Source organism: Planococcus donghaensis MPA1U2 (assembly GCF_000189395.1).
Taxonomy (GTDB): domain Bacteria; phylum Bacillota; class Bacilli; order Bacillales_A; family Planococcaceae; genus Planococcus; species Planococcus donghaensis_B.
In genome coordinates this window covers 224885-247017 of the sequence record NZ_AEPB01000032.1, presented here as the reverse complement: position 1 = coordinate 247017, position 22133 = coordinate 224885, and the positions used below count along the sequence as shown (strand labels likewise).

The window sequence follows — 22133 nt, the reverse complement described above, 5'->3', positions numbered from 1 at the left end:
AAAACAATGGTTTTAGTTATTGTCTAGCTTGTTGCCAAATACATGGTTTTCTAAATGTGACAACCGGCGCAAAATATCAAAATTCGTTGTGCCAGGTGCTGGTGTTGTTTGTTTTTTCGGCGAGTTTTCTAACTCTGTGCGTAAACGTTGGTTTTCGTTTTGAAGTTGTTCGATGCGTTTTGTGAAAGCTTCATAATCCTGGATAACTTCGTCTAGGAAATGATCTACTTCATCTTGGTTGTAACCGCGCATTGCTGTTTTGAAATCTTTTTCTAGTATATCCTTAGATGTAAATTTATTGTCCATTTTAATCGTCCTTCCATAAAAAACTACCTTTTGTTAAGTATAGCATACGGCACATTTTTCGTGTTCAGTCTTCTTGAACTTGAAGGTGTTTTTTTCGCTTTTTCTCGTCCAAACGGGCTTGTCTTTTGTTAATATCTGCCACTAGTGATTGACGGACGTTTGTGTGTTCACTAGCTTCTTTTGCAAACCCAGCCATGATAATGGCTTGGTCTAAATCTCGTAATTGATGTTCGTAAAGTTTTGCAGCATGAATCCAAGCTTCAACTTCGATGCTTCCACGCAAATGCGGGGCTGCTTCTTTAAAAAGTTTGACGGCCAGTTCATGTTGACCAGCACGTTTTTTCTGAATGGCAAGTAAGTAACGAGCCAATGCGGATGAGGCTCCTCGGTCATTTGTTACATGCTCTAAATAAGCTGCACTTTGGTCAAATTGCTTTAAGTCCGCATACCATTTTCCGATATTCGTATATGCTCCACTTGTTTCAGACTCCATGTCTTCCATCAACAAATTAGAAGACAGCACATACAACGAAACCAGTGATAAAATGTCCAGTTCATTGTGATAAAGAACTTTTGCCAATCCTTCGGGAAAACCGCTTTTTACAGCATCTAAATAAATTGCCGGAATTAAGTAGCCCGGTACATCGCCATGACGCACAAATCCAAGCTTTTCTTCTTCAATCGTGCTCAACTTCATCCGTGCCAACTCATTTTTCCATATGCGTTTTGTGCCATGAAACAAATCGATTTGACGTGGTACGGGTAATTTCGGCAAATCTTGTCGATGCATCGTCCACCGCGAAGTTAGTTGAGGCCAATCAAAGCTTTTCCCGTTATAAGAGAAAATAATCGGGTCATCCGCTTTCCATAACCCTGTTTCGTAAAGAAATGCCGCTTCATGAGAAGGATCTGGCATAATGTATTGCATCATTTCAAAATGATCGCTCTTTTTCACTAAAATTCCAATCAAAAAAATGTACGCACCCGTTCCGCTTAGTCCGGTTGTTTCCGTATCAAAAAACACAAGTGGGTCTTGTGCATCCAGTTTGAATGGGTGATCAAAATCGGTTTTTCCCCATGCTTCTAATACTGGATCTAGTTCACTAAGTAGGACTGACCCATGACGAGTCGTAAATGGATAAGTAATTTTTTTTTGAAATACAAAGCCAAATTTATTTTCAACAAGTTCAAGTCCAATCTCTTTCCACTTTTCTTCATGAAGTGGACGCTCAGCTCGTTTTGGTTGCTGTTTTTTTGTGGGCTTGTTTTTTAGCATGCCTTTCATTTGAAGAAGTTTGCTTTCAAACGACATGGTTCTTCACCCCTCTTTGCGAAGATCATCTAAAAGCCGGATAACATGGCTCTTCATACTAATAGCGGCATCTTGTGCACCGATACACGCGGGGCAGCCATCCAAACACGGACATTCGGACACGTGTTGCTGCGCTTTATCGAGTAACGGTTTCCACAAATCGTAAATTCGTTCGCTAATCCCAATACCACCAGGATAAGAATCGTGGATGAAAAATGTTGGCATGTCGTTATGCGGCGATTTTACTTGTGGCACTACGTGAACATCTCGACGATCACATTGGACAAATATTGGGATAAACGATTCGATGGCGTAAGCAGCGCCGGTCATGGTGTCCGACAACTCTGAGTCTGAAAAATCTTCAGGCTTTGAGAAGCTTAACCACGTAGAAGACGTATGAAGTTCTTCTGCTGGCAAGGAAATGGGTCCCGAACCGATATTGTCATGCGAATCAAACCGTATTTTCTTAAATATGGTAGGCATCGCGAGAACTGCAATGTCTCCATAAAAAACTTCTGATTTGTTCATCTTTTTGTCTTTGTCTTCGCTCATTACTTTTAATTCGACTGCTAAATTGGCATCTGTGAAATAATCCACATCTACTTCTCTTACATAGGCTTTCTTTTCTTCCCAATCCAAAATTTCAACTTGGAATTGTGTACCTTGATGCAAGTAGATTGCTTCTTCGTGCAATAAGGTCATGGCGCTAAAGCGGTCCATTTCACCGATTACACGCGTATCAGCCGGAACCGATTGATCAATGATTACCACATTTTCTTGTGACGCTGAACGCAAAGAAATATCATGCGCTGGAAAACGGTCGCTCATCCAGTGCCAGCGATCTGAAGTTCGTACAAGCACCCCTTCTTCTTGTAGATATTCGAGAAGTTCTTGTACTTCGAATTCACCATACTGATCATCCGTTCTAAAAGGCAATTCAAAAGAAGCACATTTCAAATGGTCCATTAATATAATAATATTTTCAGGATGAATGCGGGCTTCTTCAGGGGATTGGTCCAATAAGTATTCCGGGTGATTGATAATGTATTGATCGAGCGCAGTAGATTGTGCAACATAAATAACCAGCGACTCGTCTTGACGACGACCTGCGCGTCCTGCTTGTTGCCAAGCACTTGCAATGTTCCCAGGATACCCCGTCATAATACACGCTTGCAATTGACCAATGTCTACACCAAGTTCTAACGCATTAGTAGATACGACGCATTGAATCGAGCCATCACGAAGTCCTTTTTCAATGGCACGTCGTTCTGTCGGCAAATAGCCTCCTCGGTATCCTTTAATCGAGTCGTCTTGCAGTTTCATTTTTGTAACAGCTTGCAAATACGTGACCAGCATCTCTACACGCACCCGACTTTTTGCAAAGACAATGGTTTGGATGCCGTTTTTAATCAAATGTGTCGCTAAATCTCGCACTTCTAAAATCGCACTTCTCCGAACACCAAATGTTGGGTGAATAATTGGCGGATTGTAAAACACAATATGTTTTTTTCCAGACGGTGCACCGTTTTTGTCAATTAACTTGTGTGTGTTATTTGTTAAGTTTTCCGCCAGTTCTTTAGGGTTGGCGATTGTCGCTGACGTGCAAATAAAGACAGGATTGCTGCCATAAAATTCACAAATCCGTTTTAGTCTACGGATTACGTGAGCTACGTGTGTGCCAAAAATCCCTTTATACGTATGCAGCTCGTCAATGACTATATAATGAAGGTTCTCAAAAAGAGACACCCATTTTGTATGATGTGGCAAGATCGCTGAATGCAACATATCTGGATTGGTCATAACAATTTGTCCTGCTTTACGCACTTTTGTCCGAATAGCTGGTGACGTATCACCATCATATGTGTAAGACAAAATTTCTTCTTCTGTTTTTTCGATCAAATCGTGCAAATCACTTTTTTGATCTTGGGCCAATGCTTTTGTTGGGAACAAATAAAGCGCGCGTGCCCCCGGATCGTTTAAGATTTTGTGTAAGACAGGTAAATGATAGCAATACGATTTACCCGAAGCGGTTGGCGTCACGGCAGTAAACGAGTTGCCCGCTGTCGCCAAGTCAAACGCTTCACGCTGATGCGTATAAAGTTGTTCAATTCCTTTTTTCTGAAGAGCTGCTTTTAAGCTCGCATGCATTTCCGGTGGAAAATCAGCATATTGTGCTGGTTTTTCTTGTCTTGTATGCCAATGGACAATTCGTTCCATCATATCCGGTTCTGTTTTCCATTCTTCCATCAATACTGGCAATGTTTTTCGTCTAATCATGCGTTTTGCTCTTTTCATCTATAGCCATAATAAATGTTTGCAATGTATATTGTGCTGCTTGAATCGTTTGGATAAAGCGCTTTTTGCTCGTTTCTTTATAAAAACTTTGAACAAAAAACTGGGTCATGCCTTCTGCCGCTGTATCGATTTGCGGTTTGTGCACATATTTTGGTCGTTCTTGTTGAATATAGATTAGTGACTCTTTTTGCCACTCATTTATTTTAGCGTGCCAAATATCGGCGTATGGTTTAACGTCTTCATAAAAATCAGGGACCGCGTCCATTTCACGCATTTCGTAAAAGCGGTCTAAGCATTTTCCACATTCATCATATAATGTAGAAGAGAGTTCTCTTACTATCATTTTGCATTCCCTCCATTGCTTTTAGTTTATCATATCCACTAAATTGACACGACTTTATCGAACAAGCATTCCTTACTCTTTGACTAGCTAAAAAAATCAGCTATTATAAGAATATCTTAAGCTGATTTTTTAAAAGAGTGTAAAGCGAGTAGACAGGTTTTGAATTGTTGAAACCTTTCATCTTATCAGTCGTCTAAAAGCTTGTGATATGATAGAGTAAGCGAGGTGTATCACAATGGCAATCAATTACCCGAACGGAAAAAAGTTTATTCCGCCGAAAGATCAACCTGCCAAACAAACAGTAGCCCCTAAAAAGAAAAAGGATTTATCCTTCAGCAATCGGGGTAAGACATTAGAGGACGAATTAAACGAAACCAATGACTATTATCTTCAATTGGGTTTAGCTGTTATTCACAAAAAGCCAGTCCCACTTCAAATTGTTAAAGTAGAGTATCCTTCTAGGAGTGCTGCAGTTATTCGTGAAGCCTATTTCCAAGCTCCTTCCACTACCGATTATAACGGTGTTTGGAATGGGCGATATATTGACTTTGAAGCGAAAGAAACCCAAAACAAAACGTCATTTCCATTGAAGAATATTCACGATCACCAAATTCATCACATGTCTAAAGTGGTCAAGCAAAACGGAACAGCGTTTATGATCATCCGCTTTTCTTCTTGGCAGCGGTATTTTATCATGCCATTTAAAGAACTTGAGGTTTTTTTGGAACCGAATGATGGCAGGTGGAAGAAAATCGATTACGTTACAAGAAATCGAAGAAACTTCCTTCGAAATTACGCCTGGCGCATTTCCACGAATTGATTATTTGCCTCTTTTAAACAAGCTTTAAGCAACAGTATGTATACGAAAGTGAGGAACCGAACTTGAGCGACAAACAAATTTCGCGTGAAGAACGCCGTAAAGCAATCGAACGCCAAAAGAAAAACAACAACAAAAAGAAAAAGAAATCCCCTGTATTCCTATGGATTAAACGTATTGTTCTAGCGATGGTCATTATAGGGTTGGCTGGCGTTGTGTTCGGTGCCTCTATGTTTGCTTATTATGCAAGCAGTGCACCCGAAATAGATGAAGAATTACTACGCGATCCAATCAGTCCAACTTTCTATGCGGCAGATGGTGAAACAGAAATTCCTTATATCACTGCTGAGAATCGTGAGTATGTAAATTACGAAGATATCCCTAAAACAATGGAAGCCGCAATTTTAGCTACTGAAGATAATCGATTTTACGAACATTCTGGCATCGATGTTATTCGTTTAGGCGGCGCTGTTATTGCCAATATTACAGGTGGCTTTGGTTCCCAAGGGGCTAGTACAATTACCCAACAAGTTATCAAAAATTCATTTTTAACAAATGACAAAACTTTAAAACGAAAAGCACAAGAAGCATATTTAGCCTATCAATTAGAACAAGAATACGAAAAAGAAGAAATCTTCGAGATGTATTTCAATAAGATTTTGATGTCCGGAAATATTTATGGTTTCGGAACAGCTTCTGAATATTTCTATGGGAAACCTTTAGAAGAATTAACCTTAGCTGAAACTGCATTGTTGGCTGGAATGCCACAAAGCCCGAACGGATATAATCCTTTTAAAAACCCAGATCGCGCTGTAGAACGCCGCAATGTTGTTCTAGGTTTAATGGAACAACACGAAAAAATTTCTACAGAAGAAAAAGAACAAGCAAGAGCAGCTTCTCTTGATGATTCATTAGTAGCTGAAGAAAATCGTCAACAACAAATTCCTAATGCTGAATATACAGCGTTCATGGAAATGGTCGAAGATGAACTTGAAGCTTTAGATGGCGATTACTCACTAGATGAAGGATTAAAAGTTTACACAACTCTTGAACCTTACGTTCAGGAAAAAGTAAATGAAACAATGGCTTCTGATTTGTTCTTTGATGAAGAAGTTCAATCTGCTATGACGGTAGTTAATACTGAAACCGGTGGTATTAGTGCGATCGGTGCTGCTCGTGATTATACGGGGGACATTCGTCATAACTTCGCTACTTCTAAAGATCGTCCAATAGGATCAACGATTAAACCATTATTAGATTATGGCCCTGCTATCGAATATTTAGGTTGGTCTACTGGCCAAACTGTTGTAGATGAGCCTTATTCTTACGAAGACAATGACCAAGAAATACGCAATGTCGATGGAGAATTTTTGGGTACGATGACCATTCGTGAAGCGCTTTACCGCTCACGTAATATTCCTGCAGTTAAAACTTTACAGGAAGTAGGAATGGAAAACGCTGAAGAGTTTACTCAGAAATTGGGACTCGATTTTGGAAATGTTTATGAATCGGCTGCCTTAGGCTCTCCGGAAAAAAATATTTCAACAGTTGAAATGGCTGGAGCCTTTGCTGCTTTTGGTAACGAAGGATCTTTCACTAAGCCTCACACGATTAAAAAGATTGTTTTCCGTGATGGTTCTACCGAACAAATTGTTGCACCTGAACCTGTGCAAGCCATGAAAGACAGTACCGCATATATGGTAACCGATATGCTTAGAGACGTTGTAGATTTAAATACACCAGGATCTACAGGTAAAGAAGTAGCAATCAATGGATTAGACATGGCGGGTAAAACCGGAACCACTAACTATTCAGTTGAAAATCTTGAAGAATTCGGATTAGACGATAGTTCTACACCAGATGTTTGGTTTGCGGGCTATACAACCGACTATTCAATCTCTGTTTGGAGTGGCTACGCTAATCGCAAAACACCAATTGATACAGCATCAGATGAACGTCTACTTGCTCAGCGTTTATTTAAAAATGTCATGTCACAAATCTCTTCTCCTGAAACGGCTCGCTTTGAACAGCCTGAATCTGTTACAGAACAAGTGATTGAAGTGGGTTCTGATCCATTAAAACTGGCTAGTGCTTTTACGCCTTATAACATGAGAAGTTCAGAATTATTTGCCCGTGGTACTGAGCCGAATGCAGTATCGCAACGTTACGTAGTTGAAGATTTAAAAACACCTAGTGGTTTACGAGCAAATGTTGAAGACCACTCAGCTAAGCTTTCATGGGATTCAAGTGATAAAGATGTGGCATTTGAAGTTTCTGTAGCAGTTGATGGAGCTCGTTCAGTGCTTACGACTTCATCCGGTAAATCTTATACTTACAATGGACTAGAAGAAGGAAAAACTTATACTTTTAGTGTTGTAGCAGTTAACGATACTCAGCGAAGTGACCCAGCATCAACAACTGTCGAAGTGGCTGCCGCTCCTGAGGAACCTGAAGAAGAGCCGGAAGAAGAACCTGAAGAACCGACTGAGGAAGAACCTGTCGAAGAAGAACCAGCCGAAGAAGAGCCGGAAGAAGAACCTGAAGAAGAACCTGTCGAAGAAGAACCTGTAGTTGAAGAAGAAGAACCGGCGGTTGAAGAAGATCCAATCGACGTACCAGAAGACCCAACTGAAGAAGAAGAAAGTGAAACTCCTTCTGCAAACAGTAGTGGTAATTCTGATAACGCTCAGGATAAAGACAAGGACAAGGATAAAGAAAAAGAAAAAGATAAAGAAAAAGAAAAAGAAAAAGATAATGAAAACGGTGAAGGCAACAAAGACGATAACAAAAACTAAACATCAAAAGCCCCGAATGCTGAGCATTCGGGGCTTTTCTATCATTCATTTAAATGTTTAAATTCAATTCGTTTTCTCGCAATAATTTTCTTAAGCTCCACAAATAATTCCGCTAACTGACGGTATGCCGCATAAGTACCAGGAGACGATTCGATAAACGATAAACGCTCTGTGCCGTTTAACGGTTCAAACGCTTTATCTTGCAATGCATTCCGGCAATGTGCTAAAAGTTTTTTGTAGATTGTTAGACCCTCTTGGATAAGTTTAGCAGCAGCTTTATTGCGCTGTTTGTGTATGTCAGCTAGTTGCACCGATAGGCATTCCCATTCCGAAAAATAGGGATCAAGTTGCTCTTTAGTTAACTTCGGTGATGGTTTCACGTTTAACCAATCCTTTTTTCTCACGTTTTTGCCCTTCTCGGCATCGATCAAAAAGCGGACAAATATGGCAACCTGGATTTTGTGATTTGCAATGATAACGCCCAAAAAAGATAATTTGATGATGTGTTTTCGACCAATCATCTGCAGGGGTTTTTTTCATAATCGTTTCTTCTACTTGAAGTGGATTGTCTTTCCACCGACTCAACCCTAATCGCTTGGCCACGCGCTCAACATGCGTATCTACAGCTAAAGCTGGAATTCCAAAAGCAACAGACACAACCACATTTGCGGTTTTACGTCCGACTCCAGGGAGCGTCATTAGTAAGTCTCTATCAGCCGGCACTACACTATTATGTTCATCGATTAAGATTTGACTGAGCGCTTGAATGTTTTTAGCCTTATTGCGAAACAAGCCGATCGAGCGGATATCTTGTTGTAATTCTTCCAACGATACAGCCACGTAATCCTCTGGTTTATGATATTTTTGGAACAGATCGGCTGTCACACGGTTGACGAGTTTATCTGTACATTGTGCAGATAAAAGTGTCGCAATTAATAAATCAAATGGGTTGCGGTGAACCAATTCACAATGAGCATCCGGGAACATAAGATCCATTTCTTCTAGACAAGCCAACCATTCTTTTTTCGACATCATCTACTTCACCTTCTAATTACGGTCTTCCAACCAATTATAAAATTGAACTTTTTTCACTGCATTTTCAGTCGGCTGAATCCGAATATTTTTTTCTCTAAACGAACTTGCATGCTTGGTGACTTGTGTAGAGGTTTTGATGTTTTTCTTTTTCCATTCAAATAGGATGCGGTCTACATAGCGCAAACTCAATTTTTGAGAAATAACTGCTTCTTTGAGTGCCATCCGAATGACATCGGGTGTATGACCATCTTGATCCATCCACATCGAAATGGTTTCGATTTCCATTGGAGATAAAAAACGTCCAAATTCTTGTTCAAACAATTGGAAGATTTCCCCTTCCAACTCTTTTTGTGTATTTTCTTTTATCTCATGTTGCTCTTTGTAGACGCAGTCCAACAAGCGATCCCATAAAGGTTGTAAAGAAATAACTTCTGTCAAAACATCTTGTTCCGTTGTTTGTTCAATCGACAAATAGCCTTGTTGCATCAGTTTTTGTAACATGGTTGTGACGCTTTTTTGAGAAGTCATCATGCGTGCACCTATTTCATCAGGTGTCGGAAACTGGTTTCCAATTTGTTGAAATGCTTGAATGTGCATAAGCAGCATTGCTTCCTCGTCTGTTATCTTCAGTTCTTTGTAAAACTGAAAAAAAAGCTGGGAAATGGTAACATTCCCCTGCTCAATCCACGTTTGTAATCGATTAGGTTGTTTCATATCCCAACCACCTTTCCTATTATTCATTTTTTATGGGTATAAGCGATTTAATAGACGTGGGAATGGAATCGATTCTCTAATATGTTCCACACCACTAATCCAAGCAACTGTACGCTCTAAACCTAAACCAAATCCAGAATGCGGAACTGATCCATACTTGCTTAAGTCTAAATACCACGCATATGCATCTTCATCTAAATTATGTTCTTGAATGCGTTGTTTCATCAATTCATAATCGTGAATCCGTTCTGATCCACCGATAATTTCTCCATAGCCTTCAGGTGCGATCATATCTGCACATAATACGACATCGTCACGTTCTGGGTGCGGCTGCATATAAAAAGGTTTAATCCCGATTGGGTAATGCGTGATGAATATCGGCATATCGTAGCTTTCAGCTAATGCCGTTTCATGTGGCGCTCCAAAATCTTCGCCCCATTTAATATCATCAAAACCGTTATCGTTTAACCATTTAATTGCATCGTCATAAGAAACACGTGGGAATGGCGCTTTGATTTTTTCAAGTTTCGATACATCTCTATCAAGACGTTCCAATTCCAATTTACAGTTTTTCAATACCGATTGCACAATATAAGATACATATTGTTCTTGTACTTCTAAACTTTCCACGTGCTCGATAAATGCCATTTCTGGCTCAATCATCCAAAACTCGATTAAGTGGCGACGCGTTTTAGATTTTTCTGCACGGAATGTTGGACCAAACGAAAATACTTTTCCAAGAGCCATCGCTGCTGCTTCCATATACAATTGACCCGATTGAGATAAATATGCATCTTCATCAAAGTATTTTGTCGCGAATAATTCAGAAGTTCCTTCTGGAGAAGATCCCGTCAAAATTGGCGGATCTACTTTGACAAAACCGTTGTCATTGAAAAATTCATATGTTGAACGAATAATTTCGTTTCGGATTTTCATAATGGCGTGTTGCTTACGCGAACGTAGCCATAAATGACGGTTATCCATAAGGAATTCTGTACCGTGTTCTTTCGGTGTGATTGGGAAATCTTTTGCTTCATGGATGACTTCGATGCCGGTAACAGCTAACTCATAACCAAAAGCAGAGCGTTCGTCTTCTTTTACTTCGCCTGTCACATAAACCGATGTTTCTTGTGTTAACCCTTTAGCTGTAGCGAATAAGTCGTCACCTACTTCAGCTTTTACTACAACACCTTGTACAAATCCTGAACCATCACGCAGTTGCAAGAATGCGATTTTACCGCTTGACCGTTTGTTTGCGATCCAAGCGCCTAGTTTAATTGTTTCTCCGTTATGTTTAGCCATTTCGGCAATGGTAATTTTTTTCATCAAACAATAGCCTCCAAAGAATAATGTGGTCTTAGTCTTTCCATTTCGATGTTACGAACTGATGAATTCGTTCTACAGCTTCTGTCAACGTTTCAAGCGATGTTGCGTATGACAAACGAATCGTTGAATTTGCGCCAAATCCAGATCCGGGAATGACGGCTACATTTGCTTCTGTTAGCAACGCTGTTACAAAATCATCAACTGATCCGTATCCTGTTTTTGCTGCTGCTTCTGAAACATCTGGCAGTAAATAAAATGCGCCTTGTGGACGAATGACTGTAAAGCCAGGAATGGCTTGTAGTTTCGGGAAAATAACATTCAAACGCTCTTCAAATGCTTGACGCATTTCTTCAACAGCATCTTGTGGCCCGTTATATGCTTCAATTGCTGCATATTGTGAGGTTGTCATAGGGTTTGAAGTAGAATGACTTGCTAAATCCGTCATTGCTTTAATCAAGCTAGCATCAGCTGCTGCGTATCCAATGCGCCATCCGGTCATTGAATGCGATTTTGATACACCATTGATTAAAATCGTGCGTTTTTTAGCATCTTCCGAAAGAGTAGCAACAGAAGTATGTTTAACATCTCCATAAATCAGCTTTTCATAAATTTCATCAGACACAATCAAAATATCGAATTCGCGGCAAACCTCTGCTAACGCTTCTAATTCTTCTTTTGAGTAAATCATGCCTGTCGGGTTACTCGGTGTATTTAGAATTACTGCTTTTGTCCGGTCTGTAATAGCTTCTCTTAATTGGAGAGGAGATATTTTGTACTCCTGACTGGCTGTTGCTTCTATGTATACAGGTACACCTTGTGCTAATTTCACTTGTTCAGGATAACTTACCCAATATGGAATCGGGATAATTACTTCGTCACCTTCGTTTAGCAACACTTGGAATAATGTATAAAGTACATGTTTTGCGCCAATCCCGACCATTACTTCTTTTGGTGAATAACTCAACCCTTGGTCTCTTTGCAATTTATTGATAATGGCTTCTTTTAACGCTGGAAGTCCTCCAGCTGGTGTGTATTTTGTTTTACCATCTTTCATAGATTGGTAAGCAGCTTCAAGAATATTTTCAGGTGTATTGTAATCAGGCTCACCTGCTCCAAGACCGATCACATCGACTCCTTGAGCTTTTAATTCGTTTGCTTTGGCAGTGATTGCTAATGTTGTTGAAGGTGTTAACGTTTGTACACGATTCGCTAAGTTAATCAAATTTTTTCCGCCCTTTCACAAATTCAATATGCGTTTACGCCATTGTCCATCGTCCGCTGATAAATAAACATAATTTAATGTGTCTTTTTCATCAACAAAAGCAATTTCCCATACTGGCTCTTCACTTTCCATACCAAGTTTTGTATGCAGTATTTTCTTGACGTCCATTTCATTAAGAACCAGTTCACGTGCTTGTTGAGCTGTAATTTTATCTGTTAAATAAAGTGTTTGCATCTTGTCGTCACCTTCTGGAACAAATACAGCCATTAACTCACCTTTGTCATTTGTTCCAAGAACTGTGACAGAAGCTTTAACATTTGTATATACATATGCCCGCTCTACCTCTTCAATTAACTGCTCACTTTTAGCGCGGTCAATTGCACGTTCTTCTGTATCGGAATACGGTTTATTGCCCAAAAACAAAACTAAGATGATTATGGTTACTGCTAAAAAAGACAGAAATCCAAGTATAAATGTAATCCATTGTCTCATGTAATCACCTATGTTTTATATATTGTGAAAATCGCTTTTTCAGCATTTTCTTTATCAAGCGCTAGTCCGAACATTAAATTTCTATCTTTTAATGTGCGATTTAAGGCGTCTACTACTTTATATAAATCTGTTTGATACTTAAGTTCTACTGTTGAGATCACTTCAATTTTCGATTCCATGCTTACGCCTTCCTTTCGTTATATCATTGCTTATTATACCAAGCTTCAATATCGGTTACCATCTTTTCTAAAGACACTTTAGATACTTTAACTTCTGGCAATGCACTTATAAATTCTCGCCCATAAGATTTCGTCTCAATTCTTCGGTCTAACACGATAAATAAACCTTTATCGTTTTTCGAACGGATTAACCGACCAAACCCTTGGCGCAAACGAAGTACTGCTTCAGGTAAAGCATATTGTAAAAACGGATTGACGCCTTCACGCATAATAACTTCTGAACGCGCTTTGAAGATAGGTTCTTCTGGTGAAGTGAATGGCAAACGTACCACGACCACTGCACGAAGTGCATCTCCCGGTACGTCTACACCTTCCCAAAAGCTATTTGTTCCAAAAAGCACGGACTTTTGAAAACGCTGAAAAGATTTCAATAACTTCATCCGGCTTCCTGACGAAATGCCTTGCGCAAACAACATATACTCATCGAGCAAACCTGTATCCTGGATCAAATCCACCGTTTTCCGTAGCATATCTTGTGACGTAAACAGCACAAAACAACGACCTTCTGTCACAAGGACTGTTTGGATAACAGCATCTGCCACGGACTCAATGTATTCATGTTGAGAAACACTTTGAATATCCGGCATATCTTCTACTATATAAACATGAGCTCCACGATAAAAGTCTTTTGGTGGCTCAAACTTTTTAATAGGAACATGGTTGGGTATGCCAATTTGATTGACGATAAATCGTTCGTTCGCGGGAACTGTCATCGTACCAGATAACCAAATAATTGCTTTATCTTGTCGCGCTGAAGCCATTACTTTATCTACTAAAGAGGCTACAGCAAATGGACGTTTGTATAAAGACAGGCTTGTTGGCAAACTTCTCATATCTCCATCAATCCAACTAACTTCTCCTGCTAATGGAAAGACAAATATTTCACTAAATTCTACTGCTTTCACCATCATTTCCTCTGTCCAATAACGCCAATCGGCTATCGTCAACTGATCTTTGATGGTTTTTTCCGTTAGTCGTTCAGCTTTTTGCAATATAAGCTGTGACAAGTCGATCCATTCGTTTAAGTAATACAGCATCTGAGTAAAACGGCTATCTTCGAGTGATAGTTCACTCAAGAGCGCCGAATTCTTTTTATGACGACTTGCTGCAAACTTTGTTGCAAATTCGGTTGCTACTATGCTCGAAACTTCATCAAAAAGAGCTGTGAATTTTAAAAACAAGGATTCTAACTTCATCATTTCAGGAACAGTTGAAAAACCAGTACGTTTTGCCGTCTCAAATAAGGAAGCAGCTAATTGTTGTTCATCTAAACTGCCAATTTGACCGAAAATATATTTCCATTGTGTATAAACAAATGTTTTTTCATGTTGAGAAACTGCTGCTTGAACGACTTGGTGCGCTTCGTCCCATATATAAGCATCAACGTTAGTCAAAATCGATTTTTTACTTAAATGTTGATTGAGTAAAAAGGCGTGATTCGTGACAATTACATGTGCTTGTTGTGCTTGCTTTAGTGCAAATTCATAAAAGTCTGCTTGTTTTTCTTGTTTGCCTAATTTCCGTATATGGGAGCGCCGTATTTTATCAAGAACAAACTGACCACCACTTGAGGCATTGATTTCGTTTAAATCACCAGTTTCAGTAGCGGTTAGCCAAACTAACACTTGCATAATTGTAAACGTTTCATCATAGGATTCATCATCCCCTTGCACCAATTCAACAAATCTAGCCAAGTCAATGTAATGAGATACCCCTTTAATCAGTGAAATCCGCACCGGTGTACCAATAAATTCCTCAACCATTTTTCCTTCTTTTAAGACAAGTTGATCTTGTAGATGTGTCGTATACGTACTGATTAATACTTGTTTTCCAGTATCAAGTGCAAAGTTAACTGCCGGCAATAAATAGCCAATCGTTTTTCCCATACCGGTAGATGCTTCAATCACCAATTCTTTTTTCTGAGTTAATGCTTCTTCAATCGACATCATCATATCGTACTGACTCGGCCTTTTCTCGAAGTTCGGAAAAACTTTTTCTAATCCCTCACGCCAGTCGCGCGAATAGGATTGCTGGGGGTTTGATCCTTTTTCAAATAAGCGCCTTGGCTTTAATGGAATTCCTTGAAACCTATCAAAATCATCAGCTTGAGCGTTTCTTTTTTTCTGTGTCAATTCAAAGAATAAGCGAGATAAATCGGATTTCAATTGAAAAGATCGTTTGTGTAGAAATGCTAAAGTCGCGTAAGGCAAAGAGGCTAAATCCTCTTTAGCCCGTAAAAATAAAAGAGCTGTTGCCATTGCATCATCATCTGCACGGTGCGCACTTTCTAGCGGGATGCCGAGCTCAGAAGTAATGTCCTGTAATTTAAAGCTAAATGCTGTAGGATACATTAACCGAACTAGTTCGACTGTGTCCATCGTCAGTCCTTGCCATTTCGGCAAACCGCTGCGTTTTAACTCGGCTTGCAAGAAAGGTAAATCAAAATTAGTGTTATGCGCTACAAAAATAGCATCTTGCATTTTTTCATAAACCGTTTGAGCATAATGCTCAAACGCCTTAGCCTCTGCAACATCTGCATCCGTAATATTCGTCAAATCTTGTATAAACAACGGGATTGTACGACCCGGGTTTATAAATTCTGTATATGTATCGGTGATCTCACCGTTTTCGATCGTTACCATCGCGAGTTGAATAATCCGGTCACCTTTTGCAGGGGAATGGCCCGTTGTTTCAATATCGACAACGACATACTTTTGCGTATTCATCTTAGCCCCTCTTTCTTAGGTGATTGCCTAAAAAAATTGTAACATATCCTGTCGCTTTCCGCTTTCAAGATGAAAATTCAATCTTCTTTTTGTTCTGTTCCACAAATGAAAACAGCCCCCTTTTTTGGGAGCTGCTTGCTTACATCACGGTTGCTTCAGGTTCGTAATGAAGAATTTCTTTAATTTGATTTTCAGCATCCATAATAGCCACGGTTGGTTTGTGATCACGTGCGTTTTCATTCATAACATACGCATAAGATAAAATAATCACGATATCTCCTCGTTGCACTAAACGTGCTGCTGCGCCGTTCACACAAATAACGCCACTTCCGCGTTCTCCTGCAATAATGTACGTTTCAAAACGTGCACCGTTGTTGTTATTAACAATATGAACTTTTTCATTTGGCAACATGCCAACTGCATCTAGCAAATCTTGATCAATGGTAATGCTTCCTACATAATTTAAATCCGCTTCTGTTACAGTTGCGCGATGGATTTTTGAATTTAACATCATTCTAAGCATGAGTCAGTTCCCCTTTGGATTAAATATAATATTATCGATTAAACGTGCTTTTTCAAACTTCACGGCTAACGCCAAAATAGCATCTTGTTGAATAGTAGTTGTTAACGTTGGATAATCCAGTAATTCAATATAATCGATAATTCCAGATGTATGTTTAGTTAAATACGCAGTCATGGGTTCAATCGGATCTTGACCTTGCAAAACCCGCTCTTTCCCCATTTCTAATGCTTTTCTTAAATGAGGTGCTTCTTTTCGCTCAGCATCACTCAAGTAAACATTCCGAGAACTTTTCGCAAGTCCGTCAGCTTCACGGACGGTTTCGCCTCTTCGTATAGCCATTGGAAAATTATAATCTTCCACTAACGATTCAATAATCGCCAATTGTTGTGCATCTTTCTGGCCAAAATAAGCTAAATCCGCCTCAACTAAATGAAACAATTTCGTCACTACTTTTAAGACGCCATCAAAATGTCCGGGTCTTTTTGCGCCACATAGTACATCTGCCTGAGCGCCTGCCGATAGTTGAATTTGGCTTTCACGCGGATACATTTCTTCAACGCTTGGCGCAAAAATAACGTCAGTACCGGCTCCTTCGGCAAGCTCTTGGTCTCGTTTTAAATTTCTTGGGTATCGATCAAAATCTTCGTTCGGTCCAAATTGAGCGGGATTCACAAAAATGCTCATGACCACTTTGTCGTTTTCCACTTTTGCTTTTTCTACTAGCGAAAGATGGCCTTCATGCAAAAATCCCATAGTTGGCACAAGACCAATTGTCTTGTCAGCTCTTTTGGTATCACGAACCCATTCTTTCAGCTCGTTTACCGTCTGTAAGATTAACATTTTCTCTCTCCTCTCGGGAAGAAAACCATATAAAAAGCCCTTCTGCTAAAAAAGACAGAAGGACAGTAAAAGTGCGTTAGGTTTCCTCCGTCCCTGTCGTAAATCTGATCAAGGCAGAACTTATTTGTATTCATTTTGGGTGTCTTGCGGTTGGTTGGTGCAGTTCGTAAACGATACTGCCCATTAAAAATACTATAACAGAATTTCAGCAAAAAACATATTCTATGCTCTTTGCTTACTAAACTTAAAAAAGCTTGCCAAATCCTGTTTTACAAATTAGCCATCTCAATATCTGCTGAATAAATACCGTGAAGTTTGCCATCTGATGTTCGTAGTTGAAGTACCCCTTCGTCGGTAATTCCTTCGGCGATGCCTTCAAGCGTATGATTGGTCATTCGTGCTCGAACAGGGTGTCCAATTGTTGTGGAATAACTTTCCCACAAAATTTTCAACATGCCAAATCCTTCGTCAATATACATTTGCGTATACAGCTCCATGTAAAACAACACGGACTGCACTAATTTTTGACGATTAACGGTTTCCCCGCTCGTCATTTTCAAAGACGTCGCGATATCTTGAACTTCCGGGTCAAAATCTTCTTGTTCCTGATTAACGTTTAACCCAATGCCAATGATTAATGCTTGAATGCCGTCAGCATCAGACTGAAGCTCTGTTAATATACCTGTACATTTTTTACCATTAAGTAAAATATCGTTTGGCCATTTAATCTTCGGCTGCAATTTGGTGACTTCTTCGATTGCGCGAACAATTGCAACGGCCGTTACTAATGTGAATTGAGGCGCCTTTTGAGGTGCGACATTTGGTCGCAAAATAATACTCATCCAGACACCTTTTTTAGCTGCAGAATCCCACTTTCTAGCCATCCTACCTCGCCCGGCCGTTTGAGTTTCTGTAAGCACGACTGTTCCATCCGGCGCACCTTCTTGTGCCAGTTGATGGGCAATAATTTGAGTCGAGGCACAACTTTCTACATATTCAATTTCTTGGCCAATCTGTTTTGTTTTTAACCCTGTTTGAATACCGATTGGCTCTAAAGTATCTGGTGCGCTGACAATGCGATAGCCTTTGCGTTTGACCGATTCAATAGCATAGCCTTTTTCTTCGAGGTCTTTAATGTGTTTCCAGATAGCTGTTCTAGAAATGCCAAATTCATCTGCTAATTGCTGACCTGATACCGCTTCACCATTTGACTCGATTAATCGTTTTGCTATCTTAAGCGTGACTGTGATATTCATCTTCAAACCAGTCCTTTATCAGTTCTTTGTCGTTCTTTAAAATGCCATACACAATCAGTCTTTCAATTTTCTCAATCCAAACTTTTAACCATGGTCCGGATTTTGCCCCGCTCCACTCTAATAAATCCCAGCCATCGACCGCAAGTTCAGATCTTGACTGAATCGGTAATTGGCGCTTTATAGCAGCTAAATTTTCCCTTTTATCTGTTACACGAGAAGCCATTTCTAATTGTTCCAACGTGTATTTGTAAAATGTCCATTGATCCCAAGTGTTTAATGCAGTTAGCTCTAAACTTTTTTCGATAAGCTTTTTTTCTCCATTAGAAAAACGATAGTCTTTTATGTCCGCAAACTGCCGTTTTTGCTGATGCAACAAATAAAACCAGCCATACGTGGGTTTGCCATCTGGTTGATATGGTATCCAATCCACCTCAAATAGACCGCCAACTGGCAGAAATTTTGTTAACACTGAATCTTTTAAGTAAGCCATGCTTTTTTGCATACATGGGTTAACAAAAATTTTGTCAATTTCTGACTTTAACCGTTCGACCGCAATAAATCGGATTAACCGTGCATGCCGCCGTATGGAAAGAAGTGTTTTCATATCGATAATAAAATCTAGCTGTCCCGAAAAACGAATCGCACGCAACATTCGTAGCGCATCTTCTTCAAAACGTTCATCTGGGTCCCCTACTGCACGAATAACTTTATTTTTTAAATCTTCTTTTCCGCCAAATGGATCAATAATATCTAGGTCTTCAGTCATCGCCATGGCGTTGATCGTAAAATCACGACGCCGTAAATCTTCTTCTAGCGAAAGAACAAACTCAACTGAATCTGGTCTGCGATTGTCCGAATAGCTGCTCTCTGTTCGGAATGTCGTTACTTCAATGCCTTCTCCATCCAATAATACTAAAACTGTGCCATGGTCAATCCCTGTATCAACAGTACGAGCAAATAGCGCTTTTACTTGCTGGGGCAACGCAGAAGTCGCCACATCAATATCATGCGGTGCTTTTCCTAACAATAAATCACGTACAGCTCCACCAACTATATATGCCTCGAAACCCGCTGCTTTTAATGTGTGGATGACTTTAATCGCCGTATTCATTGTTCGTCATCCTTTGGCATCAACTGTTCGTACAAGCCTTCGTATTGCTCTAAGATTTTTGTAGAATGAAAATGCGAAGACACGGTATCTAATGCGCCTTGACGCAACTCTTTTAATTGCACTCCATCACTCAACATATCAACTGTATAGCGGGCCGCCTGACTTATGTCTCCGAGTTCGACAAGAAATCCATTGACACCTGGATTAATAATTTCGGGCATACCACCGATGTTCGTCCCGATTACCGGAACTCCACATGCCATCGCTTCAAGCAATACTAAGCCAAATGCTTCTTTTTCAGACAACAAAAGTTTAATATCACTAATACTATAAAATTCTGCGAGATCGTCGCGCTTTCCTAAAAACAGCACATGCTCTTCTATTCCTAAATCGCGCACTTGTTGAATGATTCGCCCCATTTCTGGACCGTCACCTACAAGTAACAATTTGCAATTTATTTGTTGGCGAGCCAATGAGAAAGTTTCGACAACATCTTGAACGCGTTTAACGTTGCGGAAATTGGAAACGTGAATTAGCACTTTCTCCGCAGCATCGATGCCTAATTGTTCTTTTAGCTTTGTTTCACTTTTAGGGTAGTACTCTCTTTCATCGACAAAATTATAAACTGTCTCAATCGTTTTATCGGGTTGGATGAGCTCATATGTTTGGTCTCTAAGTGAATCTGAAACGGCTGTGACAATATCAGACTTTTCAATACCGTATCGAATCGCCTCTTTTAAAGAAGAATCTGACCCTAATACTGTAATATCTGTTCCGTGTAGTGTCGTCACGATACCGATGTTCGAGCCTGCCATGTCGCGACCAAGAATGGCACATACTGCATGGGGAATCGCGTAATGGACATGGAGAAGGTCGAGTCCTTCATTTTTGATCACTTCAGAGATTTTAGTGGCTAACGCAATATCATAAGGGGCATATTGAAATACGGAATACGTATTAATGTCAACTTGGTGATTATAAATATTTGGATATGTTTTATTTAAACGGAAAGGAGTGCTAGACGTAATAAAATGAACTTCGTGTCCTTTTTCTGCCAACATTTTTCCTAGTTCAGTGGCAATAACTCCAGATCCTCCAACTGTGGGATAGCAAGTGATGCCGATTTTCATTTTTCGCACGCTGTTCTCTCCTATCCTCTTCTTTCTCCAAGCAACCGCCAGTCTATAAAGCCTTCTTTTAGTCCTTTAAGAAGAACTTCAGCTGTTCCCATGTTCGTAGCTAAAGGAATGCCGTAGACATCACACAGGCGGATCAACGCCGTAACATCTGGTTCATGTGGTTGGGCAGTCAATGGATCACGGAAAAATATAATCATGTCCATTTCATCTTGCGCAATCATCGCACCGATTTGCTGATCTCCACCTAGCGGACCCGATCGAAAGCGGGTAACAGACAAATCAGTTTCGTCAACGATTCGTTGACCGGTCGTTCCTGTTGCATAAAGCGCATGTTCAGATAAAATTGGTTCGTAAGCTAGCGCAAATTGAATGAGGTCATCTTTTTTACGGTCATGGGCAATCAAAGCTATGTTCATATTATCGTCCCCTTTAGTCGATTATGTGTTCTAAACCATAAATCAGTTCTTCTTTTTCCATCACAGTTTGAATAGATAAAATCACACCTGACATAAATGAACCTCGATTAAATGAATCATGCCGAAGCGTTAGCATTTGACCTTCTCCACCAAGCAAGACTTGTTGGTGAGCTACCAAACCAGGCAGGCGAACACTATGGATGCGCATACCATCATAATTTGCACCGCGCGCACCTTCAATAATTTCTTTTTCACGGACATGCCCTTGCTCATGAATCGGACGTTGTTGAGAAATTAAGTGTGCCGTTTTCATTGCCGTGCCAGAAGGAGCATCCAACTTTTGATCATGATGCATTTCGATGATCTCAATATCTGGTAAATATTTTGCCGCTTGTTCTGCAAATTTCATCATCAACACCGCACCAATCGCAAAGTTCGGCGCTATAATACATCCTATTTTTGAGTTTTTTGAAAGTGTTTTTAATTCCTCAAGTTGTTCATCTGAAAATCCTGTCGTACCAACAACTGGGCGTATGTTTAGTTCGAGTGCCTGTTTTGTATGTTCATAAACAAACTCTGGCGTAGTCAAATCGACGAGCACGTCTGGGTTAGTTTCAACATTAAGCTGTTCAAGATCGATATATATTGGAGCCGTAAAGTTAGATGGAAATAAATTTGTATCAGCTAATGTATCGCCGACTTTTTTATAATCCAAAACCGAAACAAGTTCCATCTCACTGTGATTCATAACTGTATGTACTGCTTCTTTACCCATTTTTCCTCTTGCTCCTGCAATTGCTACGCGAATTGTCAATTCTGTTCATCCTTTCGTGTCCAACGATTTTGGTCTCGCTTGTTAAATTTATCAATTACTCGATCATGAGCATCCGCAAGATCGATGTTCATAGAGTTCGCCATACAAATCAAAACGAAAAGAACATCGCCCATTTCTTCTTCGATACTGTTTTCAGCTTCTGAACTTTTCTTTTTTTTCGGCCCGTATTGGTGCATGACTTCTCTAGAAAGTTCTCCTAGTTCTTCTGTAAGACGAGCCATCATTTCCATCGGTTGAAAATAGCCTTCTTTAAATTGTCCAATGTATGCATCAACCTCTTGCTGCAGCTGTTTCATGGTTTTATCGCCGTTCATATCATCACGCTCCTCAGTTAATCGTAAAGAAAACTTGAGATGTTGTCAAAATACATTATTTCAACGATAATACAGAA

21 protein-coding genes and 1 pseudogene are annotated in these 22133 nt (G+C 39.9%); 2 read left to right on the top strand and 20 right to left on the bottom strand.

Features of this window, described 5'->3' with window-relative positions:
* Nucleotides 1-12 precede the first annotated feature (12 nt).
* From gpsB to GPDM_RS10010, 4 genes are all read right to left on the bottom strand, one after another.
* On the bottom strand, nt 13-306 hold the full coding sequence (gene gpsB, locus GPDM_RS10025; protein WP_008431066.1) for a cell division regulator GpsB: 294 nt from the start codon (nt 304-306) through the stop codon (nt 13-15).
* 64 nt (nt 307-370) lie between these two features.
* On the bottom strand, nt 371-1618 hold the full coding sequence (locus GPDM_RS10020; RefSeq protein WP_008431065.1) for a ribonuclease H-like domain-containing protein: 1248 nt from the start codon (nt 1616-1618) through the stop codon (nt 371-373).
* 6 nt (nt 1619-1624) lie between these two features.
* Nucleotides 1625-3895, bottom strand: coding sequence for a DEAD/DEAH box helicase (locus GPDM_RS10015; RefSeq protein ID WP_008431063.1), 2271 nt, complete (start codon nt 3893-3895; stop codon nt 1625-1627).
* Complete coding sequence (locus GPDM_RS10010; protein WP_008431062.1) at nt 3888-4256, bottom strand: YppE family protein; 369 nt, start codon at nt 4254-4256, stop codon at nt 3888-3890. The genes GPDM_RS10015 and GPDM_RS10010 overlap by 8 nt, the downstream gene beginning before the upstream one ends.
* 241 nt (nt 4257-4497) lie before the next feature.
* Here GPDM_RS10010 and recU point away from each other — a divergent pair.
* Nucleotides 4498-5104, top strand: a pseudogene (recU, locus tag GPDM_RS10005) (Holliday junction resolvase RecU).
* Nucleotides 5105-5138: 34 nt separating this feature from the next.
* A complete protein-coding gene (locus GPDM_RS10000) occupies nt 5139-7868 on the top strand; it encodes a penicillin-binding protein 1A (RefSeq protein WP_008431058.1) in 2730 nt (909 codons plus the stop codon).
* Between the two features lie 41 nt (nt 7869-7909).
* Here GPDM_RS10000 and GPDM_RS09995 read toward each other — a convergent pair whose 3' ends face one another.
* From GPDM_RS09995 to GPDM_RS09925, 16 genes are all read right to left on the bottom strand, one after another.
* Nucleotides 7910-8248, bottom strand: a complete 339-nt coding sequence (locus GPDM_RS09995) for a YpoC family protein (RefSeq protein ID WP_008431057.1) — start codon at nt 8246-8248, stop codon at nt 7910-7912.
* Complete coding sequence (nth, locus tag GPDM_RS09990) at nt 8223-8903, bottom strand: endonuclease III (RefSeq protein WP_008431055.1); 681 nt, start codon at nt 8901-8903, stop codon at nt 8223-8225. The genes GPDM_RS09995 and nth overlap by 26 nt, the downstream gene beginning before the upstream one ends.
* 12 nt (nt 8904-8915) lie before the next feature.
* Nucleotides 8916-9617 (bottom strand): DnaD domain-containing protein, encoded by a 702-nt coding sequence (locus GPDM_RS09985; protein WP_008431053.1) that lies wholly within the window; start codon nt 9615-9617, stop codon nt 8916-8918.
* A gap of 30 nt (nt 9618-9647) precedes the next feature.
* Entirely contained in the window at nt 9648-10943 is a 1296-nt protein-coding gene (asnS, locus tag GPDM_RS09980) for an asparagine--tRNA ligase (protein WP_008431052.1), read from the bottom strand.
* 31 nt (nt 10944-10974) lie between these two features.
* Nucleotides 10975-12165, bottom strand: coding sequence for a pyridoxal phosphate-dependent aminotransferase (locus GPDM_RS09975; protein WP_008431050.1), 1191 nt, complete (start codon nt 12163-12165; stop codon nt 10975-10977).
* A gap of 15 nt (nt 12166-12180) precedes the next feature.
* Nucleotides 12181-12657, bottom strand: a complete 477-nt coding sequence (locus GPDM_RS09970) for a cell wall elongation regulator TseB-like domain-containing protein (protein WP_008431048.1) — start codon at nt 12655-12657, stop codon at nt 12181-12183.
* An 8-nt stretch (nt 12658-12665) separates the two neighbouring features.
* Nucleotides 12666-12836, bottom strand: a complete 171-nt coding sequence (locus tag GPDM_RS16475) for a YpmA family protein (protein ID WP_008431046.1) — start codon at nt 12834-12836, stop codon at nt 12666-12668.
* A 23-nt stretch (nt 12837-12859) separates the two neighbouring features.
* Nucleotides 12860-15622: an ATP-dependent DNA helicase DinG gene (gene dinG / locus GPDM_RS09965; protein WP_008431044.1), complete on the bottom strand. Its 2763-nt coding sequence runs from the start codon at nt 15620-15622 to the stop codon at nt 12860-12862.
* Nucleotides 15623-15761: 139 nt separating this feature from the next.
* Nucleotides 15762-16145 carry an aspartate 1-decarboxylase gene (panD, locus tag GPDM_RS09960; RefSeq protein WP_008431043.1) on the bottom strand — a complete coding sequence of 128 codons (384 nt, stop codon included), beginning with the start codon at nt 16143-16145 and terminating at the stop codon, nt 15762-15764.
* Between the two features lie 3 nt (nt 16146-16148).
* The gene (gene panC, locus GPDM_RS09955) at nt 16149-16985 is read right to left on the bottom strand and encodes a pantoate--beta-alanine ligase (protein ID WP_008431042.1); all 837 of its coding nucleotides are present in this window, start codon (nt 16983-16985) and stop codon (nt 16149-16151) included.
* Nucleotides 16986-17254: 269 nt separating this feature from the next.
* On the bottom strand, nt 17255-18241 hold the full coding sequence (locus GPDM_RS09950) for a biotin--[acetyl-CoA-carboxylase] ligase (protein WP_008431041.1): 987 nt from the start codon (nt 18239-18241) through the stop codon (nt 17255-17257).
* Nucleotides 18219-19352 (bottom strand): CCA tRNA nucleotidyltransferase, encoded by a 1134-nt coding sequence (locus tag GPDM_RS09945; RefSeq protein WP_008431040.1) that lies wholly within the window; start codon nt 19350-19352, stop codon nt 18219-18221. Before GPDM_RS09945 ends, GPDM_RS09950 begins: the two co-directional genes overlap by 23 nt.
* A complete protein-coding gene (gene bshA, locus GPDM_RS09940; protein ID WP_008431039.1) occupies nt 19349-20491 on the bottom strand; it encodes an N-acetyl-alpha-D-glucosaminyl L-malate synthase BshA in 1143 nt (380 codons plus the stop codon). Before bshA ends, GPDM_RS09945 begins: the two co-directional genes overlap by 4 nt.
* A gap of 11 nt (nt 20492-20502) precedes the next feature.
* Complete coding sequence (gene mgsA / locus GPDM_RS09935) at nt 20503-20907, bottom strand: methylglyoxal synthase (RefSeq protein ID WP_008431038.1); 405 nt, start codon at nt 20905-20907, stop codon at nt 20503-20505.
* Nucleotides 20908-20920: 13 nt separating this feature from the next.
* The gene (gene dapB, locus GPDM_RS09930) at nt 20921-21721 is read right to left on the bottom strand and encodes a 4-hydroxy-tetrahydrodipicolinate reductase (protein WP_008431037.1); all 801 of its coding nucleotides are present in this window, start codon (nt 21719-21721) and stop codon (nt 20921-20923) included.
* On the bottom strand, nt 21718-22056 hold the full coding sequence (locus GPDM_RS09925; protein ID WP_008431035.1) for a nucleotide pyrophosphohydrolase: 339 nt from the start codon (nt 22054-22056) through the stop codon (nt 21718-21720). The genes dapB and GPDM_RS09925 overlap by 4 nt, the downstream gene beginning before the upstream one ends.
* Nucleotides 22057-22133 lie beyond the last annotated feature (77 nt).